Below are 25,170 nucleotides of genomic sequence, written 5' to 3'. Positions count from 1 at the left end.
GCAAGGTGTCGGGGCCCCGCCTCACCCGTGCCGCTCCCCGGCCGTCGCGCGGGCGGTGACGAGCCCCGACTCGTACGCCGCGATGACCGCCTGGGCGCGGTCCCGGACGGCGAGCTTGTCGAAGATGCTGGTGATGTGGTTCTTGACCGTGGACGGGCTCAGCTCCAGGGCGCGGGCGATCTCGGCGTTGTCTAGGCCGGTGGCCATCAGCCGCCACACCTCGACCTCGCGGGGCGTGAGCTCACCGAGGCCCGTCGGGGCGGGCCGCGTGTCGCGCGGCGCGGTGACGAAGGTGGAGATCAGCCGGGTGAGCAGGCGCGGCGCGACCGCGGCCTCGCCCGCGTGCACGGTACGGATCGCCGCGCCCAGGTCCTCCGGCGAGCTGTCCTTGGGCAGGAACCCGTAGGCCCCGGCACGCAGCGCGCCCACGACGTACTCGTCCATGTCGAAGGTGCTCAGCGCGAGGACGCGGCTGCCGGGCACGGCGGCGGCGAGTTCGCCGGTCGCCGCGACCCCGTCGAGTACGGGCATCCGGATGTCCATCACGACGACGTCGGGGCGCAGCCGACGAGCCAGGTCGACGGCCTGCGCGCCGTTCTCGGCCTCCCCGACCACCTCGAAGGACGGGTCGGGGGACAGGATCAGCGAAAGCCCTCGCCGCACGAGCGGCTGGTCGTCGGCGATGAGCACCCTGATCGGAGCCTCGGTCATGGGCGTACTCCTTCTTGCTCGGCTTCTTGCTCGACGGCCGCCTCGTCCGGGGTGAGGGGCAGCTCGGCCAGCACGGCGAACCCGCCGTCGGCCCGGGGCCCGGCGGTGAGGGTGCCACCGTGCAGGGCGACGCGCTCGCGCATGCCGATGAGCCCGTAGCCGCCGCCGGAGCCGGGATTCGGGGACGCCGCACCCTTTCCATCGTCCAACACCTCGATGGTTACGTGCTGTTGACGGTACGTCAGCCGTACGGAGGCGCGGGCGGACCCGGCGTGCTTGCGGGCGTTGGTGAGAGCCTCCTGGACGACCCGGAACACGGTGAGGCCGACGGTCGGCGGCAGCGGGCGCGGCTGCCCGTGCACGCTGAACTCGGTCGAAAGGCCGCCGAGCCGGGCCTCGTCGACCAGGCGGCCGAGGTCGTCGGCGCCGGGCTGGGGCTGGGCCGGTGCGGATTCCGGCTCGTCTCCGGCCCGCAGTACGTCGAGGAGCTGGCGCATCTCGCCGAGCGCGAGCCGCCCGGAGGACTCCAGGGTGACCAGGGCGTCCCGGGCCACCTCGGGGTGGGCGAGGTTGGCGCGGGCGCCGCCGGCCATCAGCTGCATGGTGGTGATGTGGTGGGCCACGATGTCGTGCAACTCCCGCGCGATGCGGCGGCGTTCGTCGGCCACGGCGCGGTCGGCGAGGAGCCGGCGATTGGCGTCCACCTCGCGCTGCCAGCGGCCGACGGCCAGGGCGGCGCCGACGACGATGAGCGGCGAGAGGATCGCGGAGACGGTCTCCTGCCAGGGCGGAAACCGCCCCCCGCTCTGGCTGAGCAGGCTCGCCGCGGCCGTCACGAGGACCGCGCCCGCCGCGACCCGGCCGCTGCGGGCCCGGGCGACCGAGTACAGGGCGACCATGAGGACGGCCCCGAAGTGGGTGGAGAGCGGCAGGGCGAGGGACGCCGCCGCGTCGAGGACAAGGACGGCGGCGAGGGTGGCGACGGGGTGGGTGCGCCGGGCGAGCAGGGGCACGGCCCCGAGCGCGACGAGGAGGGCCCCGGCGACGCTGATGCCGTGCCGGCCCGTGGGGTCGCTGACGAAGACGTAGCTGAGGAGGTTGATGGCACAGGAAGCCCCGGCCACGAGGGCGTCGTTGCGGGTCCAGGGAGGTTGGGGGGTGTCGGGGCGCGGCAAAGGCCGGATACTCCCGAGCCGAAGGCGTGGGAGTATCCGGCCCTTGCCGCGCCCGGCGGATTGCTCCGCCCGGCCGTCGCCGGGACCGGCGTGCGGCCGCTCCCGCACGTCGTCGGGCCGCCCGGAACGCGGTAGTTGCCGAACCGCGCCCGGCTCGCCGCCCGGCGCCTCGCCCGCACCGCTCCGCCCCACGTGTCGCAGCCCGCGCATGCCTGTCCCCCTCTGTCCGCCCCGGCCAGCGTGTCACGGCCGTCCCCCCGCCGGCACCGGCGCCGGGGCGAGACCCGACCAGGACCACGGTCCTGGTCGCCGCCCCGCCCAGGACCCAGGGCCCCCGACCGGATCATCCGTAACCAGGACGCCGGACCGCCCCTCCCCCTGATGGGCTGGAGAGCAGCCGGGAGCACCCGGCCGACGTACGCCCGTCCGCCGGAGGACCTCGTGATCCGCGCCCTGACCGGATACTCCACCCGCCACCCCTGGAAGGTGATCGCTCTCTGGGCCGTCCTCGGGCTCGCCCTGATCGCCCTCGCCCCGACCCTGTTCGCCCGTGTCACCCAGAACCAGACCGGCAACTTCCTGCCCCGCAGCTACGATTCGGCCGCCGCCCTGCGCATAGCCGAGGAGCGGTTCGGGATGGATCCGGATGCCACCACCGTGACGGTGCTTGTCGGGCGGGCCGACGGCCGACCCCTCGGCGCCGCCGACCACAAGCGCGTCGAGGCCGAGGCGGCCAAGCTCGGCGGGCGGCGGGTCGACATGCCGAGGGAGGACGACGCACCGAAGTTCCTGGTCCCGGACCGCTCGCAGACACCCCGCGTCGCCCCGGCGATGACCGCGCCGGACCGGAGCTTCGAGCTGCTCTCCGTCGAGCTGACCGGGAATCCCTCGGACACCGGCGTGCAGGGCGTCTACCGGGCCTTCCGGGACGCCGCCCGGACTCAGTTCGCCGAGGCGGGGATGCGTACGGGCTTCACCGGCGCGCTCGCCGACACCGTGGACACCACCGACGCCAACAAGACCGCCACGACGATCGGGGGCGCTCTCCTGACGGGGCTCATCGTCCTGCTGAACGTGCTGGTGTTCCGCAGCGTGCTGGCGGCCGTCCTGCCGCTGCTCGCGGTCGCGGTCATCGGCGGCGCGGCGGCGGGCGCCGTCGCGGTGGCCGCGATGCTCACCGGGCTCAAGCTCGATGCGAGCACCCCGAGCCTGATCAATGTGGTCCTGCTCGGCATCGGCATCGACTACCTGCTGTTCCTGCTGTTCCGCTTCCGCGAGCAACTCAGGTCCCAGCCACAGCAGTTGGCGCGCGAGGCGGCCGCGCAGGTATGTGCCCGGGTGGGCACCGCGATCACGTCGGCGGCGCTGACGATCGTGGCCGCGTTCGCCACCCTTGGCGTCGCGACGTTCGGGCAGTTCCGCTCGCTCGGCCCGGCGATCGCCGTGGCGGTCCTGGTCATGCTGTTCGGCAGCCTCACCCTGATGCCGGCGCTGCTCGCGGCCGCCGGGCGCAAGATGTTCTGGCCGTCCCGCGCGCTGCGCCGCGAGCCGCGCGAGGGCCGGGCCGCCCGCCTGGGCGCGCTGGTCACGCGGCGCCCGCTGCCGATGCTGGCCGCCTCCGTCGCCCTGCTCGCCGCGCTGGCCGCCGGCCTGATCGGCATCCGCATGGACTACGGCCAGGGCGGCGGCTCGGGCGACAGGACCCCGGCCGCGGCCACCGCCGCCGAGATCTCCCGCGCGCTGCCGGCCGGCGTCTCGGACCCGACCAGCGTGTACGTCACCGCCCAGGACGACGGCCAACTCACCACCGCCCGCCTCGACGGCCTTTCCCACGCGCTGACCCGGGTCAAGGGCGTGGGCCAGGTCGCGCCGACCGTACTGAACAACGACCACCGGGCCGCCCGCATCGACCTCTACCCGACCGCCGACCCGCAGAGCCGCGAGGCCCGCGACCTGGCCTCCGGGCCGATCCGGGACGCGGTCGCCCGGCACACACCCGCCGGGACGACGGCCCACGTCGGCGGAACGCCCGCGATCATCGCCGACATCTCGGCCGCCGTGGACCACGACCTCAGGGTCGTCTTCCCCGTCGCGGCGGCGCTGATCGGGCTGATCCTGCTGCTGCTCCTGCGCAGCCTGCTCGCCCCCGCGATCCTGATGGTCTCCGTCGGGCTCGGCTTCGCCGCCACCCTCGGCGCCGCGACCCTGCTGTTCCAGCACGCCCTCGGCAAACCGGGCGTGAGCTTCACCCTCCCCCTCGTCCTCTTCCTGTTCGTCGTGGCGCTCGGCACCGACTACAACATCCTGATCACCGACCGGATCCGGGAGGAGATGCGCCGCCCGGGCCCGCCCCGCGCCGCCGTGGCCCGCGCCGTACGGCACACGGCACCGGCCATCGCGACGGCCGGCCTCGTCCTCGCCGGCTCGTTCGCGAGCCTCGCCACGACGCCGGGCAGCGAGCAGGTGGCCTTCGCGATGGCGCTGGGCATCATGCTCTCCGCGCTCGTCCTGTCACTGGTGCTGGTCCCGGCCCTGGCCGCACTCCTCGGCCGGGCCGTCTGGTGGCCGGTCCGCCCGCGCCCCACCACGAACACCCACCCGCACCCCGCCCAGGAACCCGACCGCGTCACGGCGTACTGAAACCGTGAGGTGGGCCCCGCTCCACCCGCCCCGGCGCGCCACTATTCTCAGCGCGTTGGGGCGGTGTGAGCAGGGGAGGCGCGTCCGACATGGGCAGCACTCAGCGTCTTGAGCCGGGCGATCCGGAACGAATAGGCAGCTACCGGCTTCTGGGCCGGCTCGGGTCCGGCGGCATGGGCCAGGTCTACCTGGCCCGCTCGGACCGCGGCCGTACCGTCGCCGTCAAGCTGGTCCGGCCCGACCTCGCCGAGCAGGACGAGTTCCGGGGCCGGTTCCGCCGGGAAGTCATCGCCGCACGCCGGGTCGGCGGCCGGTGGACCGCGCCGGTCCTGGACGCGGACACCGAGGCACCGGTGCCGTGGGTCGCCACCGGTTACGTCGCGGGCCCCTCCCTCCAGTCCGTGGTGGCCGGCCCGCACGGCCCGCTGCCGGAGCATTCCGTACGGGTCCTGGCACGCGGCCTCGCCCACGCGCTCAAGGACATCCACGCGGCCGGCCTCGTCCACCGCGACCTGAAGCCGTCCAACGTCCTGATCACCATCGACGGCCCCCGCGTCATCGACTTCGGCATCGCCCGCGCCCTGGAGACCAGCACCGAAGCCGGCCTGACCCGCACGGGCGCGCTGGTCGGCTCGCCCGGCTTCATGGCCCCCGAGCAGGTGCGCGGCGACCGGATCACCCCGGCCTGCGACGTGTTCTGCCTCGGCTCGGTCCTGTCGTACGCGGCGAGCGGCAGGCTGCCCTTCGGGGAGGCGTCGAGCGGGGTGCACGCGCTGATGTTCCGCATCGCGCAGGAGCCCCCGGACCTCGACGGCGTACCCGAGTCCCTCCAGGAGCTGATCGGCGACTGCCTGCACAAGGACCCGTCGGCCCGCCCCACCCTGGACCGGATCCTGGAGCGCGTCCCCGAGGACACCACCGACCCGTGGCTGCCCGCGCCGCTGGTGGCCCAACTGGGCAGCCACGCCGTGCAGTTGCTCGACATAGAGAACCCGGGCGGCACCGAGGCGCCCCCGGATCCGCACGGAGCCCCGACCCAGCTGAAGCCCCCGGCGTCGTACCCGCCCCCGCCCCCGCCCATCGGCCTGTACTACTCCCCCGCGCCGGAGCCCCCGCCGACCCGCAGCGCCAAGTCGACGGCGGCGCTGATAGCGGTGGCACTGGTGGTGGCGGTGGTCGCGGGCGGCTCGGTGTACGCGTTCATGAGCAGCGGCGACCAGAAGGGAGGGAGGACGGCTGCCAACTCCCCTTCCCCCTCCGGCAGTTCAACGAATTCCCGGGAGGTGAGCCCGGACGGCACGGGCACGACGAAGCCCCCCACCCCCGTGGACGGCGTACCCCAGCCGTACATAGGCAGCTGGTCGGCGGTGATTCCGAGCAACTCCGGTGACAACACCCGCCACTTGGTGATCCGGGCGGGCAGGGCGGGCGACAAGGTCCTCACCCTGACGGCCGACGGCGAGGGCTACCACTGCATCTTCGAGGCCCGCCTCACGGACACCCCCGCCTCGGCCGACACCCCGCTCCAGATCGGCCCCTCCGAGGTGGCCCCGGGCTCGACGGGCGCCTGCAACCCGGGCAGGCCGAGCACGGTATCCCTGATGCCGGACGGCCGCCTGCACCGCCAGACGGTGGGGACGGGGGAGTTCCTCGATTACACGCGGGCGGGGGGCTGAACCCCGCGGGAGGCCGGTGCCGGTGCCGTGCTGGATCCGGTCGGCTTCCCGCGAGTTGACCGAACCCCGCCGGGATTCGTACGGCGTGAGGGATGCGCGGCACCAGGGGCATGAGCCACTCTTGGAGCGACCTTGAGGTGTCCATGAGACAGGCGCCGTCACCACCCCGGTCGGCGATGGTTCGCGCGGACCGCAGCACACCCCGAAGGGGGCGATCAGCGCATGACCAGGCCTGAGAGCGCGGGACACGACTACGACGTCGTGATCGGCGGAGCCGGACTCGCGGGCAGTGCCGCGGCGATCCTGCTGGCTCGGCGCGGTGCCCGCGTCGCACTCCTCGAACGCCGCTCGGACCCCGAGGCGTACAAGGCGCTGTGCACCCACTCCATCACGGCCAACGCCTACCCGGTTCTCGACGAACTCGGCCTCGTCCCGGCCCTGGAGAAGGCGGGCGCCGTCCGCAACACGGCCCGCTGGTACACCCGTTGGGGCTGGATCGAGCCGAGGCCCGCGCCGATGGGCCCGGAGCTGCCGTACGCGTACAACGTCCGGCGCAGCACCCTCGACCCGCTGATCAGAACCCACGCGGCGGAAACCCCCGGCGTCGATCTGCTCCCGGGTCACCAGGTGACCGGGCTGGTCCGGGAGGCCGGGCGGACCGTGGGGGTGCGCACCTCGGCACCACAGGGCGACCGCGAGATCCGGGCCCGCCTGGTGGTCGGCGCCGACGGCAAGGACTCGGCCGTGGCGAAGCTCGCGGGGGTGCCCACCCGGAGTCACGAGAACGCGCGGTTCGGCTATCTCGCGCACTTCCGCAACCTTCCGCTGCACGGCGGGATCGGCCAGGCCTGGTTCCTCGAACCCGACATGGCGTACGCGTTCCCGAACGACGACGGGGTGACGGTCATGGCGGTGCTCCCGGAAAAGAAGCGGCTGCCGGCGTTCCGGGAAGACCTGGAGGGCAGCTTCCTCTCCTTCATCCGCGCCCTCCCCGAGGCGCCGCCCATCGACTCCGCCGAACGCATCACGAAGATCACCGGCACGGTCAACTACCCTCTGCACAGCCGCAAGCCGACCGCACCGGGCCTCGCGCTCATCGGCGACGCCGCCCTGACCAGCGACCCCCTGTGGGGAGTGGGATGCGGGTGGGCCCTGCAGTCCGCCCACTGGCTGGCAGAGGCCGCCGCCCCGGCCGCGACCGGCCGGGGCGACCTGGACAGGTCACTCGCGGCGTACGCACGCGAACACCGCCGCCGCCTGCGCGGCCACCAGTACCTGGCCGCCGACTACGCCCGGGCTCGCCCGTTCAACCCCGTAGAGCGCCTGATGTTCTCGGCGGCAGCACGCGACGCATCACTGGCCCGACACATGCACCTGTTCGCCTCCCGCCTGATAGACCCCCTGCAATTCCTGAACCCTCTGGCACTGGCCAGGGCTTCGGCGGTCAACATCAGGCACGGCAGGGGGGCGGCGGCGCGGGGGCGTTGAGGCGTATGCAGTGCCTCCACACGAATTCGCTGTACTCCGACACCGACGCCCCTCCCTCCGACCGGCCAACTATTCATACTTCAGGGAGAGTTGAGCCCAGCGACAGGAATTCGACCGCCTCCCTCCAGTCGCTCCACCGGCCGGGGCTGGTGTCCGCGCACCCGAACCTGAAAGCCTCCCCGCATGCGCCCCGTTCCCACCTGCATACTCAGCAGCGCCGATGCCCCTCGGGCCGTGGACGGCCACGATCTCGATCGGTACGTCCAGATCGGCTCGCTGACCAAGCCCCTCACCGCCACCGTCCTGACGCGCCTCGCCGAGGCCGGGGCGCTCCAACTCGACGATCCCATCGAGCAGTTCCTCCCCGCGCCGCCCGGCACCGGCATCACCCTGCGCCACCTCGCCGCCCACACCTCGGGCCTCCCCCGCCTGCCACCTCACCTGCACCGACGCGACCCGTACGCCCCCTTCGACGACCAGGCCCTGGACACGCTCGTACGCCGGCTCGACACGCTGCCCACCGCCGCCCCTGGGCACGCCGAGGAGTACTCCAACCTCGGTTACGCCGTCCTGGGCGCCGCCCTCGCCTCCGCGACGGGAAGCTCGTACGAGGAACTTCTGGAGCGCCACGTCCTGGCCCCGCTCGGCATCACCGAGATATCGGTGAGCCCGCCGCCGCATCTGCGGCTCCACCGGACCGGGATGTTCGGCCGCCCGGTCCGCCCCTGGACCATGGACGGCGCCATCCTGCCCGCCGGCGGACTCTGGGCCACTCCCCGCGCCGCCGCCCGCCTGGTCGTGGACCTGCTCGTCGAGCGGAAGCTGGGCGAACCCACACCGTTCTGGCAGACCGCGGGCCCCCTGCGCTGGCACAACGGCGCCACCCGCGACGCCTCCGTCTTCACCGGCGCCCTCCCCGACGGCACCTGGGTCCTGATCCACCGCCTCTCCGGAAACGCCGAGCAGACCGACGAAATCGGTATCGCACGGCTTCAGAGCATCACCGCACGAAAAGCGAGTTGAACACGCCAGGGACGAGTCGTTCGACCCTGTCCGGTCCTACGGGTGGTAGAGCTCTCGCGCGCGAGCCGAATCGATGGGCCCGTCCTCGTCCAGGCGCAGGAAATGGTCCAGCTGCCATTCCTGCGACTTGGCGGCCTGGCGGTTGGTGGTGGTCACCCAGGGCGGGTAAACGCGGAAGGCCCGTTTCCCGCCGGCACCGTTCACTGATACGACACCGCGCCGGCGAAGCGCGTCCACGGGAAAGACGAACTGCCCGAAGTGGTCCTGGTCGCGGCTGCTGATGACGAAGAGGTCTACGGGGTCCGCCGCGTCGAACGGCGCGATGGGCCCACCCGGAGACCTCTTCCACACGGTGACGAACTGGCCGACCTTCGTGGGAGTCGTCTTGGCCGCCCGGAACCGGACAGCGAGACTGTCCAGGGTGAATTCGTGGGCGGCGTACTCGGCACTCTCGGATTCGGGAACCGGCTGCGAGCAGATGAATCCACAAGGGTCGTAGACGAGCTCTTTCGCCGCCAGGAGATCACTGTGGGTGGAAGCGGTGTCCGACCACGGTACGAGTCCGATGGAGTGCGGATCGGATGAGTACCCGTGGTTCGTCGTCATCCGTCCACCCTGTCATAGAGGACCGTACAGACGCCGCCCCGGCCAACGCCGACGACGGTGTGCCGCGAGCGGGACGAGCCGGACGCCGGACGCGGGGCCGGACGGGTCACCGGCCGACTGGTCGTGCGATCGATCCGCCCCCCGATCGCTTACGGCCACCGGCCACCGGAATCCCCCGCCCCGCGGAGCTGCCACACCACCGAGTTCAGCAACGGCGTGTGGACGAACCGGTCCGGGCCCGACGGCACGCACCGCCACGACAGCGGCCACGTGTGCCCGCACAGCGCCGGGACCGGTACATAACTCACCCTGCCCGGCCCCGAGTTGAACGGCACGGCCAGCTCCGGCCACGGCCTGTGGGACGTGCTGCGCGGCGGCACCAGGAAGTACACCGGCCGCCGCCCCGTCGCATCCGCCACGATCGGCCCCGGGTCACCCCCGGTCAGCTCCTCCATCAGGTCCGCCACGCAGCACCCCGCGTCCCCTTCGATCCGTACGGCGTCGAATTGCACGCCTGCCTTTCTCAGATGGAACCCGGAGAGCGGAATCCAGTCCAGGTTTACCTCGCCAATTTGCGTATCCACGGGGACAGTTTCGGGCCGTCCCGCTAGCGTTTTCCATGGCCTCATGGGGACCGTCGGGGAGCCGTTGACCAGCCCCAACCTCCTTTGAGGCGAGTCGAATTCGGCGGGGTTGAGTTATGACCGGTTGAGACCGGTTGAGTCGGAGCGTGATCGCATATGGCACGAGCGGAAAACAAGGTGACGGCAGGACCGACAGCGCAGATGGTGGCCAATCTGGCCCGCAAATTGCGCGTACGGAAGGGGTGGACCCAGGAGCAATTGGGAAGCGAACTCGGCTTCTCCGGCGCGGCCGTGAGCGCCATGGAGACGCTGGCCCAGCCCGCGTCCGACGACATGCTGGTGGAGCTTGAGCGGGTGCTCGGGGATGGGATGGACATCTTCGAGGACGCGCGGGTGCCGCTGCGCTTGGAGAAGTTCCCTGAGCAGTTCAAGGACTTCGCCACCATCGAGCAGCGCGCGGTGGTGCTCCAGATGTACGAGGTCTTCCTCATCAACGGGCTGTTCCAGACGGAGGATTACGCGCGTGCAGTGATCGGCGGCGGCTACCCGTCGCTACCTGAACAGAGGGTCGAGCAACTGGTCCAAGCGCGCATGGAACGGCAGGCGCTCTTCGACCGACAACCGGCCGCCTCGATCGAGCTGATCCTGGAGGAAGCGGTACTGCGCAGGCCCATCGGCAGCGCGGAGATCATGCGCAACCAGCTCCGACACCTCGCCACTTGTGCGCGCAGGCGGAATGTGACGCTCGACGTGCTGCCGCTGGACTGCGGCATAAGCGGCGAGCATGCGGGCGACCAGGGCGGAATGACCCTCGTGGAGACCCCTGAGCACGACCACCTTGGGTACCTGGAATTGCAAGGCGAGAGCCTGCTCATCACCGACCCCGCAAAGGTGAGTACGTATGCCCGACGCTATGCGAAGATCCGAGCACAGGCCCTGGGTCCTCGCGAATCACTGGGCCTCATCGAGGAGTTGGCGGGAGAGCACAGATGAGCAGCACCCCCCGGTGGTTCAAGTCCAGCTACAGCGACGACAGTGGCGGCCAGTGCGTCGAGGTGTCTCTCACCTGGTACAAGTCGTCGTACAGCGACAGCAGCGGTGGCCAATGTGTAGAGACGGCTATCGCTTGGCGCAAGTCATCGCACAGCAGCGACAGCGGCGGCGAGTGCATAGAAGTAGGCCTCCCCTGGCAAACGTCCTCCCACAGCAGCGACAGCGGCGGGCAGTGCGTAGAGGTAGCCACCTGCCCCCAAGCCGTCCACGTACGGGACTCGAAAGTGAGTGACGGACCCTCCTTCTCCGTCGCTCCCCGCGCGTGGACGGCCTTCCTGGACTGGGAAGAGGCGGGGCGGATCAGCGGCTGAAGCGGGTTCGTACCGCGCTCAGCCTCTTCTTGAGGTGGTCGGCGGCCGCCGTGGCGCCGGAGCCGACGTCGTCGATGGTGTCGTCGACGAGCACGTCGGCGACCTTCGACGCTCCCATGCCTGCGACGACGCCGCCAACGATGCCGCCGACCACGGCGCACACGACGGTGCCGGGACCGGGGGCGACCGCGGTTCCGGCGGCGGCTCCGGCCATGAACGCCGAGTAGGCGCCTGCCAGGCTCACGGCGAGGGCCGAGCCCGCGGCGGTCCCGGCCCCACCTCCCAGCGCACCCGCGCCGCCGACGACGGCACCCCGGTACGCGCACCGCGTCCCGTGTTCGACGGCCCCCATCCCGGGCCGCTCCTCCTTGTCCCGGTCCCACTGGGCCTTGGAGCACACGCTGACGTTCACCACATTTCCCAGAAGCCCCAGGCCCTTGCCGGCGGCGCCGAGGCGTTCGAACCCGACCTCACGGCCCGACCGGGCCACCACCTCACCCAGGTCGTCCAGTTGCCCGTACCTCAGCTTCTGTGTCGCGCCTACGACATGGTTGGTCCAGCCGACCCCGCTATTTAGTTTCTTCCACTGCTGATGCGCATCTTTCGGCATCATCAACTCCCCCTACTAATTGGATAGTTGAGGACCAGCGCGGCTGCCGCACAGTCCGCTCTCTCCGCGCTCCTCGATGGCCCCCCGCAGAGAGGGGCGAGGGACCGGGTCCGTGCAATGGCCGTGGGGCATGCTCGCCTTCCTCAACCCCCTTACCCTGGGCAGGGATTGACCATCCCGTCCGGGTTACGCACCAAACGCCCTCCCTGCCCCTTTCCGATATCCCAACGGAAAGGTTGGACAGCGATGGGGCGCAGGAGCGGCACCGCACACCCGATGCACCCAGCCCGACTGAGGTCATGGCCCTCATCAACGGCTCGACGGCGAGCATCGGGGGGCGTCTGTCTCGCTTACGTCCTCGACGCTGATCGCCGCACCAGCGGGAGGCGTGGCTCTGGTGGCGGCTGGGCTGTTCTTCGTCTTCGACCGGTGCGGGTCGCCTTCGACCCGTGCGGAGGGGGCGGACGGGGAGGCGGTTTCGACCGGCGGGGCGACCGGCTGGGCGGCCGAGTCCATAATCGCGGGATGCCGATCCTGACCTACCCCGAGGCGGTCACCCCGCCCCCGCTGCGCGACCAGGTGCTCGCCCTCCAGGACGAGGCCTGGCCGCCGGACGTACCGAGCAGCGGGCTCAGCCACGACCCCGCACTCGCCCCGCTGTCGATGCTGCTCGTCGAGGACGGCGTCGTGCTCGCCGCGCTGGACATCCTGCGCAAGGAGATCGAGCACGCGGGCATCACGCTGCGCGCGGGCGGGCTCAGCACGGTGGTCACGCGTCGGGCCGCGCGCGGGCAGGGGCACGGCCACCGCCTGGTGAGCGCGGCCCGCGAGGCGATGCCGTCGTACGGCCTGGACCTCGGCCTGTTCACCTGCGACCGCCCGCTCGCCGGATTCTACGAGGGCGCGGGCTGGGAGGTGTTGCCGGGGACGGTGCTCGTGGGCGGCACCGCCGACGACCCCCTCCCGAGCGACCGGCCGGGGTTCGACAAGGTCACCCTGGCCGCGTTCTTCACCGCGAAGTCCCGCGCCGCCGAACCCTCGTTCCGAGCCGCACGCATCGCCCTGCACCCGGGCCCCGTGGACAAACTGTGGTGACAAACCTGCGACGGAAGCGCGTTGCACCTGCGACACGCGTTCGATAGACATGCAAGGCGTCGCACGGGGCACGTGTGGCGATTCGCGGGTACTGCGGAATCCGCGAACTGCGAACGGTTACGACGAAGACGATTACGGGGGTGTGTGCGTGAAGTTCGACATGGGGTCCACGACGCTGTCCGATCTGGGGAAGAGCACCGAGGGTTCGAGTGGTGATCTGGGTGCGTTGATCCGGCAGTTGGTGGCGGCGGCGGAGCCGTTGGAGGGCAAGTTCAACGGGGCGGGGAAGGCCGCGTTCGACTCGTTCAAGAATCATGCGGACGAGATCACAGGTGATCTGAACGGGTCGCTGCAGGACATTCTGGGTGGTCAGTCCGGGATGGACACGGCGTTCGGCACGGGTGATCACGAGCAGGAGTCCAACGCGCACCAGAACATGTCGGCGGCCAATTTCGACGCGGCCCGCTTCGGCGGACGCCACTAAGCACAGGGGGAGATACAGACATGGGTCAGAATCTGGACCGGCTCAGCTACGACACCGGCGCATCGACTGAGGTGCAGGGCGGTCTCGCCGGGATCGTCGGGCACCTGGAGCGTGTGCTCAACGACCGCGACCGGGCCGTGAAGGCCGCGATGGCCGAGTTCACCGCCGACGGCGTCTCGGACGAGTACCACGGCAAGGAGCTGCGCTGGAACAAGGCCGCCGCCGAGGTCCGCGAGATCATCCGCCTGGTGCGCGGCACGCTGGAGCTGAACGACGGCACCGCCCAGTCCACGCTCTCCAAGGCGAAGGCCGCCGTCGACGCCATCGGCTGAGGCACGTAAGCACGTACGGCAGGCAGGGCAGGTAACGCGAGCGGGGCGACTCGCCGCATATGCATGGCAGTTGGGCAGCGGGCGGGGAACGGGGGAGATTTCGTGTCGGCTTGGGACATCAAACCGTCCGGGGTTTCGGGCGTATTGAAGAAGACGGCCACCGCGGCCGAGGCCATGTCGAAGGCCGGAACAGCGATGCAGGAAAGCCTGAAATCGGCGGCGTCGTCGGCGGGCACGATCTCGGGCCCGTACTGCGGCACGGAAGCCCCGATGGGCCCCGTCGGCGGCGCCCTCGGCGAGTTCATGCAGCACAAGGCGCAGGAGCTGGGCTACATCGCCGTGCGCACCGAGCACTCGCTCAACGGTGCCTACGATGCGACGACCGAGTACGCCAAGGGTGACCTGGACATGGCGGCGAACAAGCAGAAGCAGGCCGTCAAGGAACCCGTCATCAACGACAAGGGCCAGGAACTCGGCCCGGACGGCAAGCCGGTCGAGAAGCCGGACGACAAGGCGGGGGCGGGTAAGTGAGCAAGGACGTCATCGAGCCCGGCGGCATCCCGATGTTCACCGGCAACCTGGAGCAGCTGGCCAAGGACGCGGCGGCGCTGACGAAGCAGGCCGGTGAGTTCCGTGACGGCGGGTCCAACGTCCACCAGGAGTTCCAGGGGCTGTCCGCCTGTTACCAGGCGCCCGAGGCCGACCAGTTGTTCGCCACCACCCTGCCGGTGAAGACGAAGGCGGATGATTTCGCGGACGGGCTGGAGAAGGCTGCCGCGGCGCTGACCGAGTACGAGGGTGTGGTGCGGCCGCTGGTCGCGAAGCTGCAGAGCTTGCGCACCGAAGCGTTCGCGTTCACCGACAGCATCGCGGGTGATGATCACTGGCGGCGCGACCAGAGCAAGATCGACCACAACGAGCGGCTGATGAAGGACGTCGGTGCCACCGTCGCCGCGTTCACCGATGCCGAGCGGGCCTGCCACGACAAGATCACCGCGCTGGTCGGCGGGAGCAAGCTGACCGTCGACGACGGCAGCCACAAGCCCGGCATGTACGGGTACTCGGCGGATGCCCTCCAGCACGCCGAGGAGACCCCCTGGGGCGGGCACGCCGAGCGCGAGTACACGGGTCTGGCCTGGGCCTGGCACCAGGTCAAGAGTTTCGTGTGGGACGGGTTCATCGTCGACGGGATCTGGGGCACCATCAAGGGCCTGGGCACCCTGGTCGGCACCGACGGCTGGGACAAGGCCGGCCAGGCCTGGACCGGCCTCGCCAAACTCGCCACCGGTCTCGCCATCTCCTCCACCCCCTTCGCCGCCGCGTTCTGGACCGTCCCCGACAAGGACATGCCGTCCTGGCTCCGCGACTCGCGGACCGCGATGAAGGAGACCGGCAAAGCACTCGTCGCCTGGGACGAATGGGGCAAGAACCCCGCCCGCGCCGCCGGCGGAGTCACCTTCAACGTCCTGACCACCGTCTTCACCGGCGGCTCCGGCAGCGCGGCCAAGGGCGGCGCCGTCGCCAAGGTCCTCTCCGTCACCGGCAAGGTCGCCAAGGTCGTCGACCCCATGACCTACGTCGCCAAAGCCGGCAAATTCGGACTCATCAAAGTCGGCGACCTCTTCACCGGCCTCAAAAACATCCACACCGGCGCCTACACCGACGTCCTCGCCGGCGGCGGCCGCTTCAACATCGACGGCACCTACGTCAAAAACCCCGACGTCCCCGTCGTCAAGGGCAACTACATCGAATGGCCCGGCGGCAGCCGCCTCAACCTCGACGACGGCAAGGTCTACAAACCCGACGGCACGATATCGCCGGCCAAGGTCGAACTCAGCGCCGACGACATCACCCGCCTCAAGAACTCCCTGCCACATGTGGACGAGCCGGTCAAGGTCGGCGCGGACGTGAAGGAACCGGCCATGGCCGGGGCCCGGGGCGGCGATCCCGGACACGTCCCGGGCGGCTCAACTCACGTACCGAGTGCGGGCGGCACCGCCCACGACCTCGGCCGGGGTGCTGCGAACGACCTCGACCGGGGTGCGACGGGCGGCTCCCGCGGCGGGACCCCGGCCGCGGGCGCGGGCGACACGGCGGGGCATGCGGCGGAGACGGGCGGGCACGGCGGGGCCCCTGGAAGTCACGGCTCTACGTCGGGCGACGCAGGGCACCCGACGGGCGGCGCAGGGCACGGCGGGGGCCACGACGGCTCCGGAGAGCCGGATGGCGCCGGCGACGGGCCGCCGAGCAGCGGGCACGGTGGCGGCGGACCGCACCCGGGCTACGACGGCCCCAGCCGGTGGAACGGCGCAAGTGCGCGCGACATCATGGACCACCAGGTCCAGCGCGCCCGGCACGAGAACGGATACTTCGAGAAGTACTACAAGGACAACGGCTACCGGAAGCGCTCCAACATCCCGGACGAGAGCGGGCTCGTACCGCCGCAGCTCGTCAGGCATCCGACCACGGGCGAGTGGATATCCAAGAGCGACGAGCCGCCGCCGATCCCGGAGAAGTACGTCGTGGGCGGCAACGTGAAGCGCGACGCCTCGACGGTGATCACGCATGAGAGCCGGGACACGCTCAACCAGGCCGCCCACGACCGACACGTGTCGGTCACCGCCGACAATGCGATCCACCCGAAGGTCAACGACGCCAAGAAGCTCTACGAGGCACACCCGACACAGGAGAACCTCGACGCCTGGAACGAGGCGAAGGCCGAGCACGCACCGCTGCACGAGAAGATGACGAAGGACACCGAGGCCTTCGGTGAGGCGGTCGCCAGGCATCACGTGATCCCGGAGCACTATCCCGATGCGAAGTGGGAGACGCTCGACGGCCCCAAGAACGGCAACGACCAGTTCGACCAGGTATGGAAGCGCGAAGACGGCAGCTTCGTCGTGGTCGAGGCGAAGAGCAGCCTCGAAACCGAACTCGGTCAACGCAGGCTGCCGAACGGATTCAACGCACGCCAGGGGTCCCGTGAATACTTCGAGGACATCCTCAATGAAATGAAGGAACGCGGGCGTACCAACAAGAATGAGCGCCGGCTCTACCGCGAGCTCAGCAAAGCCCTCAAGCGAGGGAAGATCGACTACATCCTCGTGAAGGGGAACCCCAAGGCAGGAACGTACGCTGGATATTCCATGCGGCGTTTCAACCTGGGATGACGGGAGTTTCTGATGACGGTGACCGTAACGCGACACGGCAGCCCCGGCCCCGACGACGAGGAGTACGCGCAGGAACTCGGGGAAGATCTCGCGGACTCGATCGAAACCCTTCGGGAGACGCCGCGCAACTTCAGTCTCGCTCTGAACGAATCGCTCTCCTGCGTGCACGCCTGGCTCGCCGTCAACCCCGACGGCTCCCAGCTGGAAACCTGGGAGGCCGTGGTCACAGCCATGCAGGTGCACTCCGCCGCGTTCGCCGCGGCTGCCGCCACGGAGGGCACCAGCGAGTACCGGATCAGCCACGAGCTCCACACCGTCCCGGCGACCGGGCCCCAGTACTACGCGAACGCGGGGAACTGGCTGACCGCGTTCTGGCTCGCGATCGTCTGCCGCGACCAGGATCGGATGACCGCGCTCTGCGAGATCCCCCTCGACGTGCTGCGCGCATCCGGTGCCGAGGGTGACGAGTACGTCTACCACTGGGTCGACGCGCTCCAGACCTACTGGCTCGAACGTCCGGGCCTGGTCGAGAAGTTGACGCTCGCCATCCAGACGTCGAACCCCGATGTTGCCACCATCGCCCCCCGCGATCTGCTCCAGAACATCCTCTACCAGCCCATCAGCCTCTTCCATCGCTTCCTGGTCAAGGACCACGAGGCCTTCAACCAAGCCCTGTTGGAGGCGATCCGGGCTCACAAGGCGTACTGGACGGCCACCGAGAAGCGGGAGGGGAGCGTGGAGGGCTACCTCGCCCTCGGCCCGCTCGCCATCGCGTGCCTCGCCCACGACGCCGGCTTCGCCATCGACATCGACACCCCCTACTTGCCGGGGGAGCTCCTGCGCCGCGCCTGGCTCGGTGAATTCCCGACGTAGGCCCCGGGGAGTCCGCGGCTACGCGGCGCCGCACAAAGCCTTGTCCACCAGGGCCTCCACTCGGGGCATCGCCTTGGGGTCGGCCGGCTGGAGGGTCACCGCCACGTTCGCGGCACGGCCCTTGTCCGTGGCGCCTCCCCGGGTCTCGTAGCCCGGGAAGCTGCCGCCGTGGCCCCAGTAGGCGCCGCCGCACGACAGCGGGGTGCTCAACAGGCCCAGTCCGTAACGGGTGTTGGGGGCGAAGGGGGCCCCGGCGGGGACGGTCGTCCGCATCTCCTTGAGCTGGGCCGCGGGGAGAAGGCGGCCGTTTTCCAGGAGCGCGCCGAAGAAGCGGTTCAGGTCGGAGTTCGTGGAGATCAGCTGGCCTGCCGCCCAGGCCCAGGACGGGTCCATCTCCGTGATGTCGCTCAGGGGGGCGCCCGGCGCATCCTGGGCGTAGCCCTTGGGGTGCGGCTCGCGGATCGTCGGGTCGCCGGGGGCGGGGAAGTACGTGTGGCGCAGGCCGATCTTCTTGATGATGCGCCGGTCGATTTCCGCGGCGAGGGGGCGGCCCGTCACCCGCTGGACGATCAGGCCGGCCACCACGTAATTCGTGTTGCTGTACCCCCACTTCTCGCCGGGGGCGAAGTCCGCCTTGTGCTTGAGGGCCCGGTCCAGGAGGTCTCGGGGTTCGTAGTAGCGGGGCTCCAGGTCGTCGTCGTTGGTGTAGCTGGGGAGTCCGCTGGTCTGCTGGAGGAGTTCGCGGACGGTGATGTGGCTTCCGTCGATGCCGTCGCCGCGTACGAGGCCCGGGAGGTAGGTGTCGATCATGGCGTCGAGGCTGACCTTGCCCTCGCCCACGAGTTGGAGGACGACCACGGCCGTGAACGTCTTGGTGTTGCTGCCGATTCGGACCTGGCCGTCGACCGGGACCTTCGCCTTGGTGGTCAGGTCGGCGACGCCTGCCGTGTAGTTACGGGTGTGGCCCTTGCGGTCCTGCACGGCGGCCAGGGCTGCGGGGAAGCCGTCGTTGGTGACCAGGGTGTTGAGGCTCTGCTGGATTTGGGGCGACGGGGACGGCGATGCCGGGGGCGGGGGCGGGGTGAAGGCGGTCAGCGTCATGATGCCGGCGGCCAGTGCGGCTGCGGTGGCCACTCCGCGCCTCGTGGTCCGCCGCGCTCTGTTCGGGCCGGGCCGTTGTGGTGCCTGCTCACGCACGTGCGGACTCCTCCGGGGGGGCTGGGATGTTTGCTGGGCCCAGCATTTCCGGAGGGGGCGCTTCGGGGCGATCCTGCCACCTACCCGCACACGGGTGGGGCTAACCCCCGGGCCCGCCAGGGGGTTTGGGCTCCGGCGCGCCCCGAGCGGGGTGCGCTGGGGCTCCGCCCCAGACCCCGGATGCCCCACCCCGCCCCTTCCCGAAACCCGCCGGGGGTTGGGGTAAGGGGAAGCCAGGTTTCCTGGGGCTCCGCCCCAGACCCCGTTCGCGCCTTAAGGGCGCTCGTCCTCAAACGCCGGACGGGCTGGGAATGCCTGCACGGGCGGCACGCAAGAGGCCGGACGGGCTGGGTATGCCTGCGAGGGCACCCTGCGAAGGTCAACCCTGCCAGGGGCGCGGGGAACTGCGCGAGCAACCACCCACGGCCCGCGGCCGAAAGCGGGTTTAGGGGCGCGGGGAACTGCGCGACCAGCCGCCCACGGCCCGCAGGCCGAAAGCCGGGTTAAAGGGGCGCGGGGAACTGCGCAAACGGCTGAGCGGGGTCCCGGGCTGCCCAGGGCCCCGCTCAACTCCGGATCCGCTTACAGGAAGGAGTTGATCTCGATCGTCTCGGTGCGGCCGGGGCCGACGCCGATCGCGGAGATCGGGGCGCCCGACATCTCCTCCAGCGCCTTCACGTACGCCTGCGCGTTCTTCGGCAGGTCCGCGAAGGTCTTGGCCTTCGTGATGTCCTCCGACCAGCCGGGCAGGGTCTCGTAGATCGGCTTCGCGTGGTGGAAGTCGGTCTGGGAGTACGGGAGTTCCTCGACGCGCTTGCCGTCGATCTCGTACGCCACGCAGACCGGGATCTGCTCCCAGCCCGTCAGGACGTCCAGCTTCGTCAGGAAGAAGTCGGTGAGGCCGTTCACGCGGGTCGCGTAGCGGGCGATCGGCGCGTCGAACCAGCCGCAGCGGCGGTCACGGCCGGTGGTGACACCGCGCTCGCCACCGATGCGGCGCAGCGCCTCGCCGTCCTCGTCGAAGAGCTCCGTCGGGAACGGGCCCGCGCCGACGCGGGTCGTGTACGCCTTCAGGATGCCGATGACGCGGCTGATCTTCGTCGGGCCCACGCCCGCACCCGTGCAGGCGCCGCCCGCGGTCGGGTTCGAGGAGGTGACGAAGGGGTACGTGCCGTGGTCGACGTCGAGCAGGGTGCCCTGGCCGCCCTCGAAGAGCACGACCTTGTCGTCGTCGAGCGCCTGGTTGAGGACGAGGGTGGTGTCCGTGACGTACGGCTTGATCTGGTCCGCGTACTGGAGCATCTCCTCGACGATCTTGCCCGCCTCGATCGCGCGGCGGTTGTAGATCTTGGCGAGCAGCTGGTTCTTGCCCTCAAGGGCCGCTTCGACCTTCTGCTCCAGGATCGACTCGTCGTAGAGGTCCTGGACGCGGATGCCGACGCGGTTGATCTTGTCGGCGTAGGTCGGGCCGATGCCGCGACCGGTGGTGCCGATCTTCCGCTTGCCGAGGAAGCGCTCGGAGACCTTGTCGAGCGTCACGTTGTACGGCGTGATCAGGTGAGCGTTTCCGCTGATGAGGAGCTTGGACGTGTCCACGCCGCGCTCGTTCAGCCCGCTCAGCTCGGAGAGCAGGACCGCCGGGTCGACGACGACACCGTTACCGATCACCGGGGTACACCCCGGCGAGAGGATCCCGGAAGGGAGAAGATGCAGCGCGTACTTCTGGTCGCCTACGACAACCGTGTGGCCGGCATTGTTGCCGCCCTGGTAACGCACCACATAGTCAACGGATCCACCGAGGAGGTCGGTGGCCTTTCCCTTGCCCTCGTCACCCCACTGAGCACCGAGCAGCACAAGTGCGGGCACAGGCGTACACCCCTTCCGGGCGGGGCATGTCCAAGGTCAGGGGCATACGCGCTCCACATGTGGATGCGTACACCATGGGCCTGAACCGTAGAAAGCTGCCCCGGAATAGACGAAGCCCCTGGCGCAATAGCGCAAGGGGCTCTTGCACAAAGATGCTACCCGAGGAAGGACCGAGGTGTCGGCTGCGCACCAGCTCGTCGTGCTCATCGACCCGGTCGCCCGCCGTATTGACGGCGAGTCCGTACGGATCGCGAAGGATGTGCTGTGTGCGGGAGCACAGACGAAAATCTGCTGGCCACAGGGGCCGGAAGAGTTTGCGCGGGCGCTGGCCCGGCGGGGCGGCCGGCGCACCGTGGTGGTCGGTGACGACCAGGCGCTGCTACGCACCGTGACGCTGCTGCACCGCGAGCGTGAGCTCGACCGGGGCGCGCTGGCCCTGGTTCCGGTGGGCGCGGCCGACTCCCTGGAGCTGGCCCGCTCGCTCGGCGTGCCGCTGGGCGCGGTCGCGGCCGCGCGGGCCGCCCTCGACGGCACCGGGCACCGCCTCGACCTCCTGGCCGACGACAGTGATCAGGTCGTCCTCGGCGCCCTGAGGATCCCTGCCGTCAGTCCGCCTCCCGCGCCGGCCGCCCCTCCCTCGGCGTGGGGCGCCGTCCGCTCGCTGGTCCGCACTCTGGTGCGGGCGCCCGCGCCGGTCACGGCGGCCGTGGCGCACCGGCTGCGGGTGGAGGCCGACGGGGTGCTCCTGAGCGACCTGGACCGGCCGGTGGCGGGGGTGTCGATCGCCTCCTGCGACGGGCTCGCGCAGGTCGTCGTGCACGGCCGGACCGGCGAGCGGGCCCGGGCGGCCGCGCACGCCGTCACCATCTCGGGCCCGGTGGGCGGCTTCCGCTACCGCGCGGACCAGGTCGTCGCGGGCCCGGTCCGCACCCGTACGTGGACCGCGCTCGCGGGGGCGTGGGAGCTGGTCCTGCCGGCCTGAGCCGGTCCGGGCGTTCAGCGGGGCGGGACCGGCAACGCAGACCCGGTGGTCGGCGGGCTCAGCGGGGCGGGATCGGCAACGCAGACCCAGTGGTCGGCGGGCTCAGCGGGGCGGGATCGGCGGGAGGTCCAGGGTCGTGCGGTGTTCGCGCCAGCGGTCCATCAGCTGGGACAGCTCGCCGTGCAGGAACGCGAAGAACGCCGCCGTCTCCGCCATCCGCGCGCCGGCCGCCGTGTCCGGGCCGCCCGCGCTCGCGACGCCGTCCTTCATGACCTGCTCCCAGCGGGTCAGGATGCGGTCCCGGTTCGTGAAGGTCTCGTACCAGAGCTCGTTGTGCAGGACGTACCGGTCGCGCCGGGAGCCGGGCTCGCGCTCGCGGCCGACCATGTTGACCTGGGAGAGGTAGCGGACCGCGCCCGAGACCGCCGCCGGGCTGATCCGGAGCGCCGAGGCCAGTTCCGCCGAGGTCATCGAGCCGGTCTCGGAGACGAGCAGCGCCGCGAAGACGCGGGCCGCCATCCGCTGCATGCCCGCCTCGGTGAGCTCGGAGGCGAACCGTTCGACGAACCGGCCCACCGCGTCCTCGTCGCGGCCGTCCGGCACCTCTTGCTCCCTGTTCACGCTGCTGCTCATGAGCCCATCGTCTCCCCTCGCCACCCCGCCCCGGTTCCGCCGCCGACTTTATACGCTTCCTTAACTTCACAACTTCGTGAAAGTACTGTACGTTCAAAAGCATGACGAAGGCAATCACGGTCGCCGGACTGCACAAGTCGTTCGGGCGCACCCACGCGCTCGACGGCCTCGACCTCGCCGTCGAGGCCGGTGAGGTGCACGGCTTCCTCGGCCCCAACGGCGCCGGGAAGTCCACCACCATCCGGGTCCTGCTCGGCCTGCTGCGCGCCGACTCGGGCGCCGCCCGGCTCCTTGGCCGCGACCCGTGGGCCGACGCCGTCGAACTCCACCGGCACGTGGCGTACGTACCGGGCGACGTGACGCTGTGGCGCAACCTCTCGGGAGGCGAAGTCATCGACCTGTACGGCAGGTTGAGGGGCGGCCGCCTCGACCGGTCCCGGCGCCACGACCTCATCGAGCGGTTCGAGCTCGACCCCACGAAGAAGGGCCGCACCTACTCCAAGGGCAACCGGCAGAAGGTCGCCCTGGTGGCCGCGTTCGCGTCCGACGTGGACGTGCTCATCCTGGACGAGCCGACCTCCGGGCTCGACCCGCTGATGGAAGAGGTCTTCCAGAGGTGCGTCGAGGAGGAACGCGACCGGGGCCGCACCGTACTGCTCTCCTCGCACATCCTCAGCGAGGTGGAGAGCCTCTGCGACCGGGTCAGCATCATCCGGCGCGGCCGGACGGTGGAGACCGGCTCGCTCGCCGAGCTGCGCCACCTCACGCGCACCTCCGTCACCGCCGAACTCGCGGGCGTGCCCAATGGGTTGGCGCACCTGCCGGGCGTGTACGACCTGGCCATTCACGAAATCGAAGGCAGCCAGGGCCGCCGGGTAAAACTCCAGGTCGACACCGACAAGCTGGACGCGGTACTGCGCTCGCTCACCGAGTCGGGCGTACGGTCCCTGATCTCCACCCCACCGACGCTGGAGGAGCTGTTCCTGCGCCACTACACGGGCGCCGAAGAACAGGGGGTGGCGCGATGACCACCCTGGCGGTACGGGTGCGCGGCTCGGGTCAACTGGCAGGCACAGCCGCCCTGTTGAGGCTCGCGCTGCGCCGGGACCGGGTGATGATCCCCGTGTGGTCGGTCGCGCTCGGCGGGCTCGTCGCGAGCGGCGCGAGCACCCTGGAGAAGGTGTACAGGACCGCCGCGGAGCGCGCGGACGTGGCGCACTCGATGAACGGCAACGGCTCGCTGCGGGCGCTGTACGGGCCGGTCTTCGACGACTCGATCGGCGGGCTGACCGCATGGCGGTTCGGCGGGTTCGGATACGTACTCGCGGCGGTGATGAGCCTGCTGATCGTCGTACGCCACACGCGGGAGGAAGAGGAGACGGGCCGCCAGGAGCTGCTGTCCTCGGCGATGGTGGGGCGGCGCGCGTCCCTGACGTCGGCACTGCTGGCTGCCTTCGTGGCCAATGCGCTGGCCGCTCTGATCATTACGGCAGGGCTCGCCAAGACGACGGGTGACACGGCGGGTTCAGTGGCCCTCGGCCTCACCACCGGGGCGGTCGGGATGCTGTTCGCGGGCATGGCGGCGATCATGGCGCAGCTGACGGAGAGCGCCCGGCTCGCGAAGGGCCTCACGGGGGCGGTCCTCGGCGCGGCGTTCCTGCTGAAGGCGGCGGGCGACACCGCGACGCGGGACGCCTCCTCGGTGCTCGACCGGCTCTCCCCGCTGGGCTGGGCCGAGAACGTGCGGCCGTATGCCGGCGAGCGGTGGTGGGCGCTGCTGCTGATCGTGGCGGCGGTGCTCGCGCAGGGGGCGGCGGCGTACGTCCTGGCCGGGCGGCGCGACATCGGGATGAGCTTCGTGCCGCCCCGGCCGGGGCCGGCCGAGGGCCGCATCTCGACGGCGTACGGGCTTGCCCGGCGGCTGCAGCGGGGCGGCGTGATCGGCTGGACGCTCGGGTTCGCCCTGGCCGGGCTGCTGTTCGGCGGGATGACCGACGGGGCGGCCGATCTGGTCGGCGACAACGCGCGGACAAAGGAGATCATCCAGCGGATGGGCGGCCAGTCGGGCCTGACCGACGCGTTCCTGGCGACGATGGTCGGGATGCTGGGGATGATCGCGGCGCTGTACGCCGCCTCGTCGGTGCTGCGCCTGCACGGCGAGGAGACCGGCGGGCGCGCCGAACCGGTCCTGGCTGCCTCGGTGGGCCGGGTGCGGTGGGCGGCCGGACATCTGGTGATCGCGTTCGGCGGGGCCGCCCTGATCATGGTGGTCGGCGGGCTCGGCCTGGCGGCGGGTTACGGCAGGGAGCCCGGCCCGATCCTGGGCGCCGCCCTGGTCCAGCTCCCCGCGATCTGGGCGCTGGCGGGCCTGGCGGTGCTGCTGTTCGGCGCGTTCCCGAAGCTGGCGCAGGCGGCGCTCGGCGTGGTGGGCCTGTGCCTGGCCCTGGGCTGGATCGGCCCCGCGCTGAACCTCCCCCAGGCCGTCCTGGACGTCTCCCCCTTCGGCCATCTGCCGAAGCTGCCCGGCACGGAGATGGCGTGGACGCCGGTGGTGCTGCTGACGGTGGTGGCGGCGGTGCTGGTAGGGGCGGGCCTTGGCGCGCTGCGGCGGCGGGATGTCGCCGGCTGAACGGGGGGGTGTAACGGTGGGTATCTGTGGGC

Annotated in this window: 23 protein-coding genes; 15 read left to right on the top strand and 8 right to left on the bottom strand. The window is 70.8% G+C overall.

The genetic code is table 11. The annotated features are described in order from the left end of the window. Positions 1 to 21: 21 nt before the first annotated feature. Both ACSHXC_RS21120 and ACSHXC_RS21115 read right to left on the bottom strand, forming a co-directional pair. The gene (locus tag ACSHXC_RS21120; RefSeq protein ID WP_438293085.1) at positions 22 to 711 is read right to left on the bottom strand and encodes a response regulator; all 690 of its coding nucleotides are present in this window, start codon (positions 709 to 711) and stop codon (positions 22 to 24) included. Next, positions 708 to 2,096 (bottom strand): sensor histidine kinase, encoded by a 1,389-nt coding sequence (locus ACSHXC_RS21115; protein ID WP_438293084.1) that lies wholly within the window; start codon positions 2,094 to 2,096, stop codon positions 708 to 710. Before ACSHXC_RS21115 ends, ACSHXC_RS21120 begins: the two co-directional genes overlap by 4 nt. A 171-nt stretch (positions 2,097 to 2,267) precedes the next feature. On the opposite strand from ACSHXC_RS21115, the gene ACSHXC_RS21110 reads away from it, so the two are divergent. The 4 genes from ACSHXC_RS21110 to ACSHXC_RS21095 all read left to right on the top strand — a co-directional run bounded on the left by ACSHXC_RS21110 (position 2,268) and on the right by ACSHXC_RS21095 (position 8,713). Then, entirely contained in the window at positions 2,268 to 4,526 is a 2,259-nt protein-coding gene (locus tag ACSHXC_RS21110) for an MMPL family transporter (RefSeq protein WP_438293083.1), read from the top strand. 89 nt (positions 4,527 to 4,615) lie between these two features. Further along, positions 4,616 to 6,202 (top strand): serine/threonine-protein kinase, encoded by a 1,587-nt coding sequence (locus ACSHXC_RS21105; RefSeq protein ID WP_438293082.1) that lies wholly within the window; start codon positions 4,616 to 4,618, stop codon positions 6,200 to 6,202. 222 nt (positions 6,203 to 6,424) lie between these two features. Beyond that, positions 6,425 to 7,690, top strand: a complete 1,266-nt coding sequence (locus ACSHXC_RS21100; RefSeq protein ID WP_438293081.1) for an NAD(P)/FAD-dependent oxidoreductase — start codon at positions 6,425 to 6,427, stop codon at positions 7,688 to 7,690. Between the two features lie 183 nt (positions 7,691 to 7,873). Continuing rightward, on the top strand, positions 7,874 to 8,713 hold the full coding sequence (locus ACSHXC_RS21095; protein WP_438293080.1) for a serine hydrolase domain-containing protein: 840 nt from the start codon (positions 7,874 to 7,876) through the stop codon (positions 8,711 to 8,713). Positions 8,714 to 8,749: 36 nt separating this feature from the next. Here ACSHXC_RS21095 and ACSHXC_RS21090 read toward each other — a convergent pair whose 3' ends face one another. Beyond that, positions 8,750 to 9,319 (bottom strand): MepB family protein, encoded by a 570-nt coding sequence (locus tag ACSHXC_RS21090; RefSeq protein WP_438293079.1) that lies wholly within the window; start codon positions 9,317 to 9,319, stop codon positions 8,750 to 8,752. Positions 9,320 to 9,468: 149 nt separating this feature from the next. Beyond that, positions 9,469 to 9,903: a hypothetical protein gene (locus ACSHXC_RS21085; RefSeq protein ID WP_438293078.1), complete on the bottom strand. Its 435-nt coding sequence runs from the start codon at positions 9,901 to 9,903 to the stop codon at positions 9,469 to 9,471. Between the two features lie 156 nt (positions 9,904 to 10,059). Between ACSHXC_RS21085 and ACSHXC_RS21080 the strand changes: the two genes are divergently transcribed. Further along, positions 10,060 to 10,896 (top strand): helix-turn-helix domain-containing protein, encoded by an 837-nt coding sequence (locus ACSHXC_RS21080; RefSeq protein WP_438293077.1) that lies wholly within the window; start codon positions 10,060 to 10,062, stop codon positions 10,894 to 10,896. Continuing rightward, positions 10,893 to 11,267 (top strand): DUF397 domain-containing protein, encoded by a 375-nt coding sequence (locus ACSHXC_RS21075; protein WP_438293076.1) that lies wholly within the window; start codon positions 10,893 to 10,895, stop codon positions 11,265 to 11,267. The genes ACSHXC_RS21080 and ACSHXC_RS21075 overlap by 4 nt, the downstream gene beginning before the upstream one ends. Here ACSHXC_RS21075 and ACSHXC_RS21070 read toward each other — a convergent pair. Further along, positions 11,257 to 11,880: a hypothetical protein gene (locus ACSHXC_RS21070; RefSeq protein ID WP_438293075.1), complete on the bottom strand. Its 624-nt coding sequence runs from the start codon at positions 11,878 to 11,880 to the stop codon at positions 11,257 to 11,259. The two genes, ACSHXC_RS21075 and ACSHXC_RS21070, sit on opposite strands and share 11 nt — an antisense overlap. Before the next feature lie 522 nt (positions 11,881 to 12,402). On the opposite strand from ACSHXC_RS21070, the gene ACSHXC_RS21065 reads away from it, so the two are divergent. The 6 genes from ACSHXC_RS21065 (at position 12,403) to ACSHXC_RS21040 (ending at position 17,831) form a co-directional block, all read left to right on the top strand. Further along, positions 12,403 to 12,972, top strand: coding sequence for a GNAT family N-acetyltransferase (locus ACSHXC_RS21065; protein ID WP_438293074.1), 570 nt, complete (start codon positions 12,403 to 12,405; stop codon positions 12,970 to 12,972). A gap of 148 nt (positions 12,973 to 13,120) precedes the next feature. After that, positions 13,121 to 13,456, top strand: coding sequence for a hypothetical protein (locus ACSHXC_RS21060; protein WP_438291677.1), 336 nt, complete (start codon positions 13,121 to 13,123; stop codon positions 13,454 to 13,456). Between the two features lie 20 nt (positions 13,457 to 13,476). After that, positions 13,477 to 13,788 (top strand): pore-forming ESAT-6 family protein, encoded by a 312-nt coding sequence (locus ACSHXC_RS21055; protein ID WP_438291678.1) that lies wholly within the window; start codon positions 13,477 to 13,479, stop codon positions 13,786 to 13,788. Positions 13,789 to 13,890: 102 nt separating this feature from the next. Further along, complete coding sequence (locus ACSHXC_RS21050; protein ID WP_438293073.1) at positions 13,891 to 14,319, top strand: DUF6507 family protein; 429 nt, start codon at positions 13,891 to 13,893, stop codon at positions 14,317 to 14,319. Beyond that, a complete protein-coding gene (locus tag ACSHXC_RS21045; RefSeq protein ID WP_438293072.1) occupies positions 14,316 to 16,958 on the top strand; it encodes a hypothetical protein in 2,643 nt (880 codons plus the stop codon). The genes ACSHXC_RS21050 and ACSHXC_RS21045 overlap by 4 nt, the downstream gene beginning before the upstream one ends. A 12-nt stretch (positions 16,959 to 16,970) precedes the next feature. Continuing rightward, positions 16,971 to 17,831 (top strand): immunity 49 family protein, encoded by an 861-nt coding sequence (locus ACSHXC_RS21040; protein WP_438293071.1) that lies wholly within the window; start codon positions 16,971 to 16,973, stop codon positions 17,829 to 17,831. Between the two features lie 18 nt (positions 17,832 to 17,849). Here the strand turns inward: ACSHXC_RS21040 and ACSHXC_RS21035 are convergent, their stop codons facing one another. Then, positions 17,850 to 18,965, bottom strand: a complete 1,116-nt coding sequence (locus ACSHXC_RS21035) for a serine hydrolase domain-containing protein (protein WP_438296723.1) — start codon at positions 18,963 to 18,965, stop codon at positions 17,850 to 17,852. A gap of 645 nt (positions 18,966 to 19,610) precedes the next feature. Further along, complete coding sequence (locus ACSHXC_RS21030) at positions 19,611 to 20,894, bottom strand: adenylosuccinate synthase (protein WP_438293070.1); 1,284 nt, start codon at positions 20,892 to 20,894, stop codon at positions 19,611 to 19,613. Between the two features lie 175 nt (positions 20,895 to 21,069). Here ACSHXC_RS21030 and ACSHXC_RS21025 point away from each other — a divergent pair, with 175 nt between their 5' ends. Next, positions 21,070 to 21,876 carry a diacylglycerol kinase gene (locus ACSHXC_RS21025; protein WP_438293069.1) on the top strand — a complete coding sequence of 269 codons (807 nt, stop codon included), beginning with the start codon at positions 21,070 to 21,072 and terminating at the stop codon, positions 21,874 to 21,876. A 102-nt stretch (positions 21,877 to 21,978) separates the two neighbouring features. Here ACSHXC_RS21025 and ACSHXC_RS21020 read toward each other — a convergent pair whose 3' ends face one another. After that, positions 21,979 to 22,509 (bottom strand): GbsR/MarR family transcriptional regulator, encoded by a 531-nt coding sequence (locus tag ACSHXC_RS21020; protein WP_438293068.1) that lies wholly within the window; start codon positions 22,507 to 22,509, stop codon positions 21,979 to 21,981. A gap of 101 nt (positions 22,510 to 22,610) precedes the next feature. On the opposite strand from ACSHXC_RS21020, the gene ACSHXC_RS21015 reads away from it, so the two are divergent. Together ACSHXC_RS21015 and ACSHXC_RS21010 are read left to right on the top strand one after the other, a co-directional pair. After that, positions 22,611 to 23,537 (top strand): ATP-binding cassette domain-containing protein, encoded by a 927-nt coding sequence (locus tag ACSHXC_RS21015; RefSeq protein ID WP_438293067.1) that lies wholly within the window; start codon positions 22,611 to 22,613, stop codon positions 23,535 to 23,537. After that, positions 23,534 to 25,138, top strand: a complete 1,605-nt coding sequence (locus tag ACSHXC_RS21010; RefSeq protein WP_438293066.1) for an ABC transporter permease — start codon at positions 23,534 to 23,536, stop codon at positions 25,136 to 25,138. The genes ACSHXC_RS21015 and ACSHXC_RS21010 overlap by 4 nt, the downstream gene beginning before the upstream one ends. Positions 25,139 to 25,170: the final 32 nt, after the last annotated feature.

Source organism: Streptomyces sp. HUAS TT7, from assembly GCF_051550175.1.
Classification (GTDB): Bacteria; Actinomycetota; Actinomycetes; order Streptomycetales; family Streptomycetaceae; genus Streptomyces.
The sequence above is the reverse complement of the archived record's forward strand: the minus strand, read 5'-3'. Positions and strand labels throughout refer to the sequence as shown.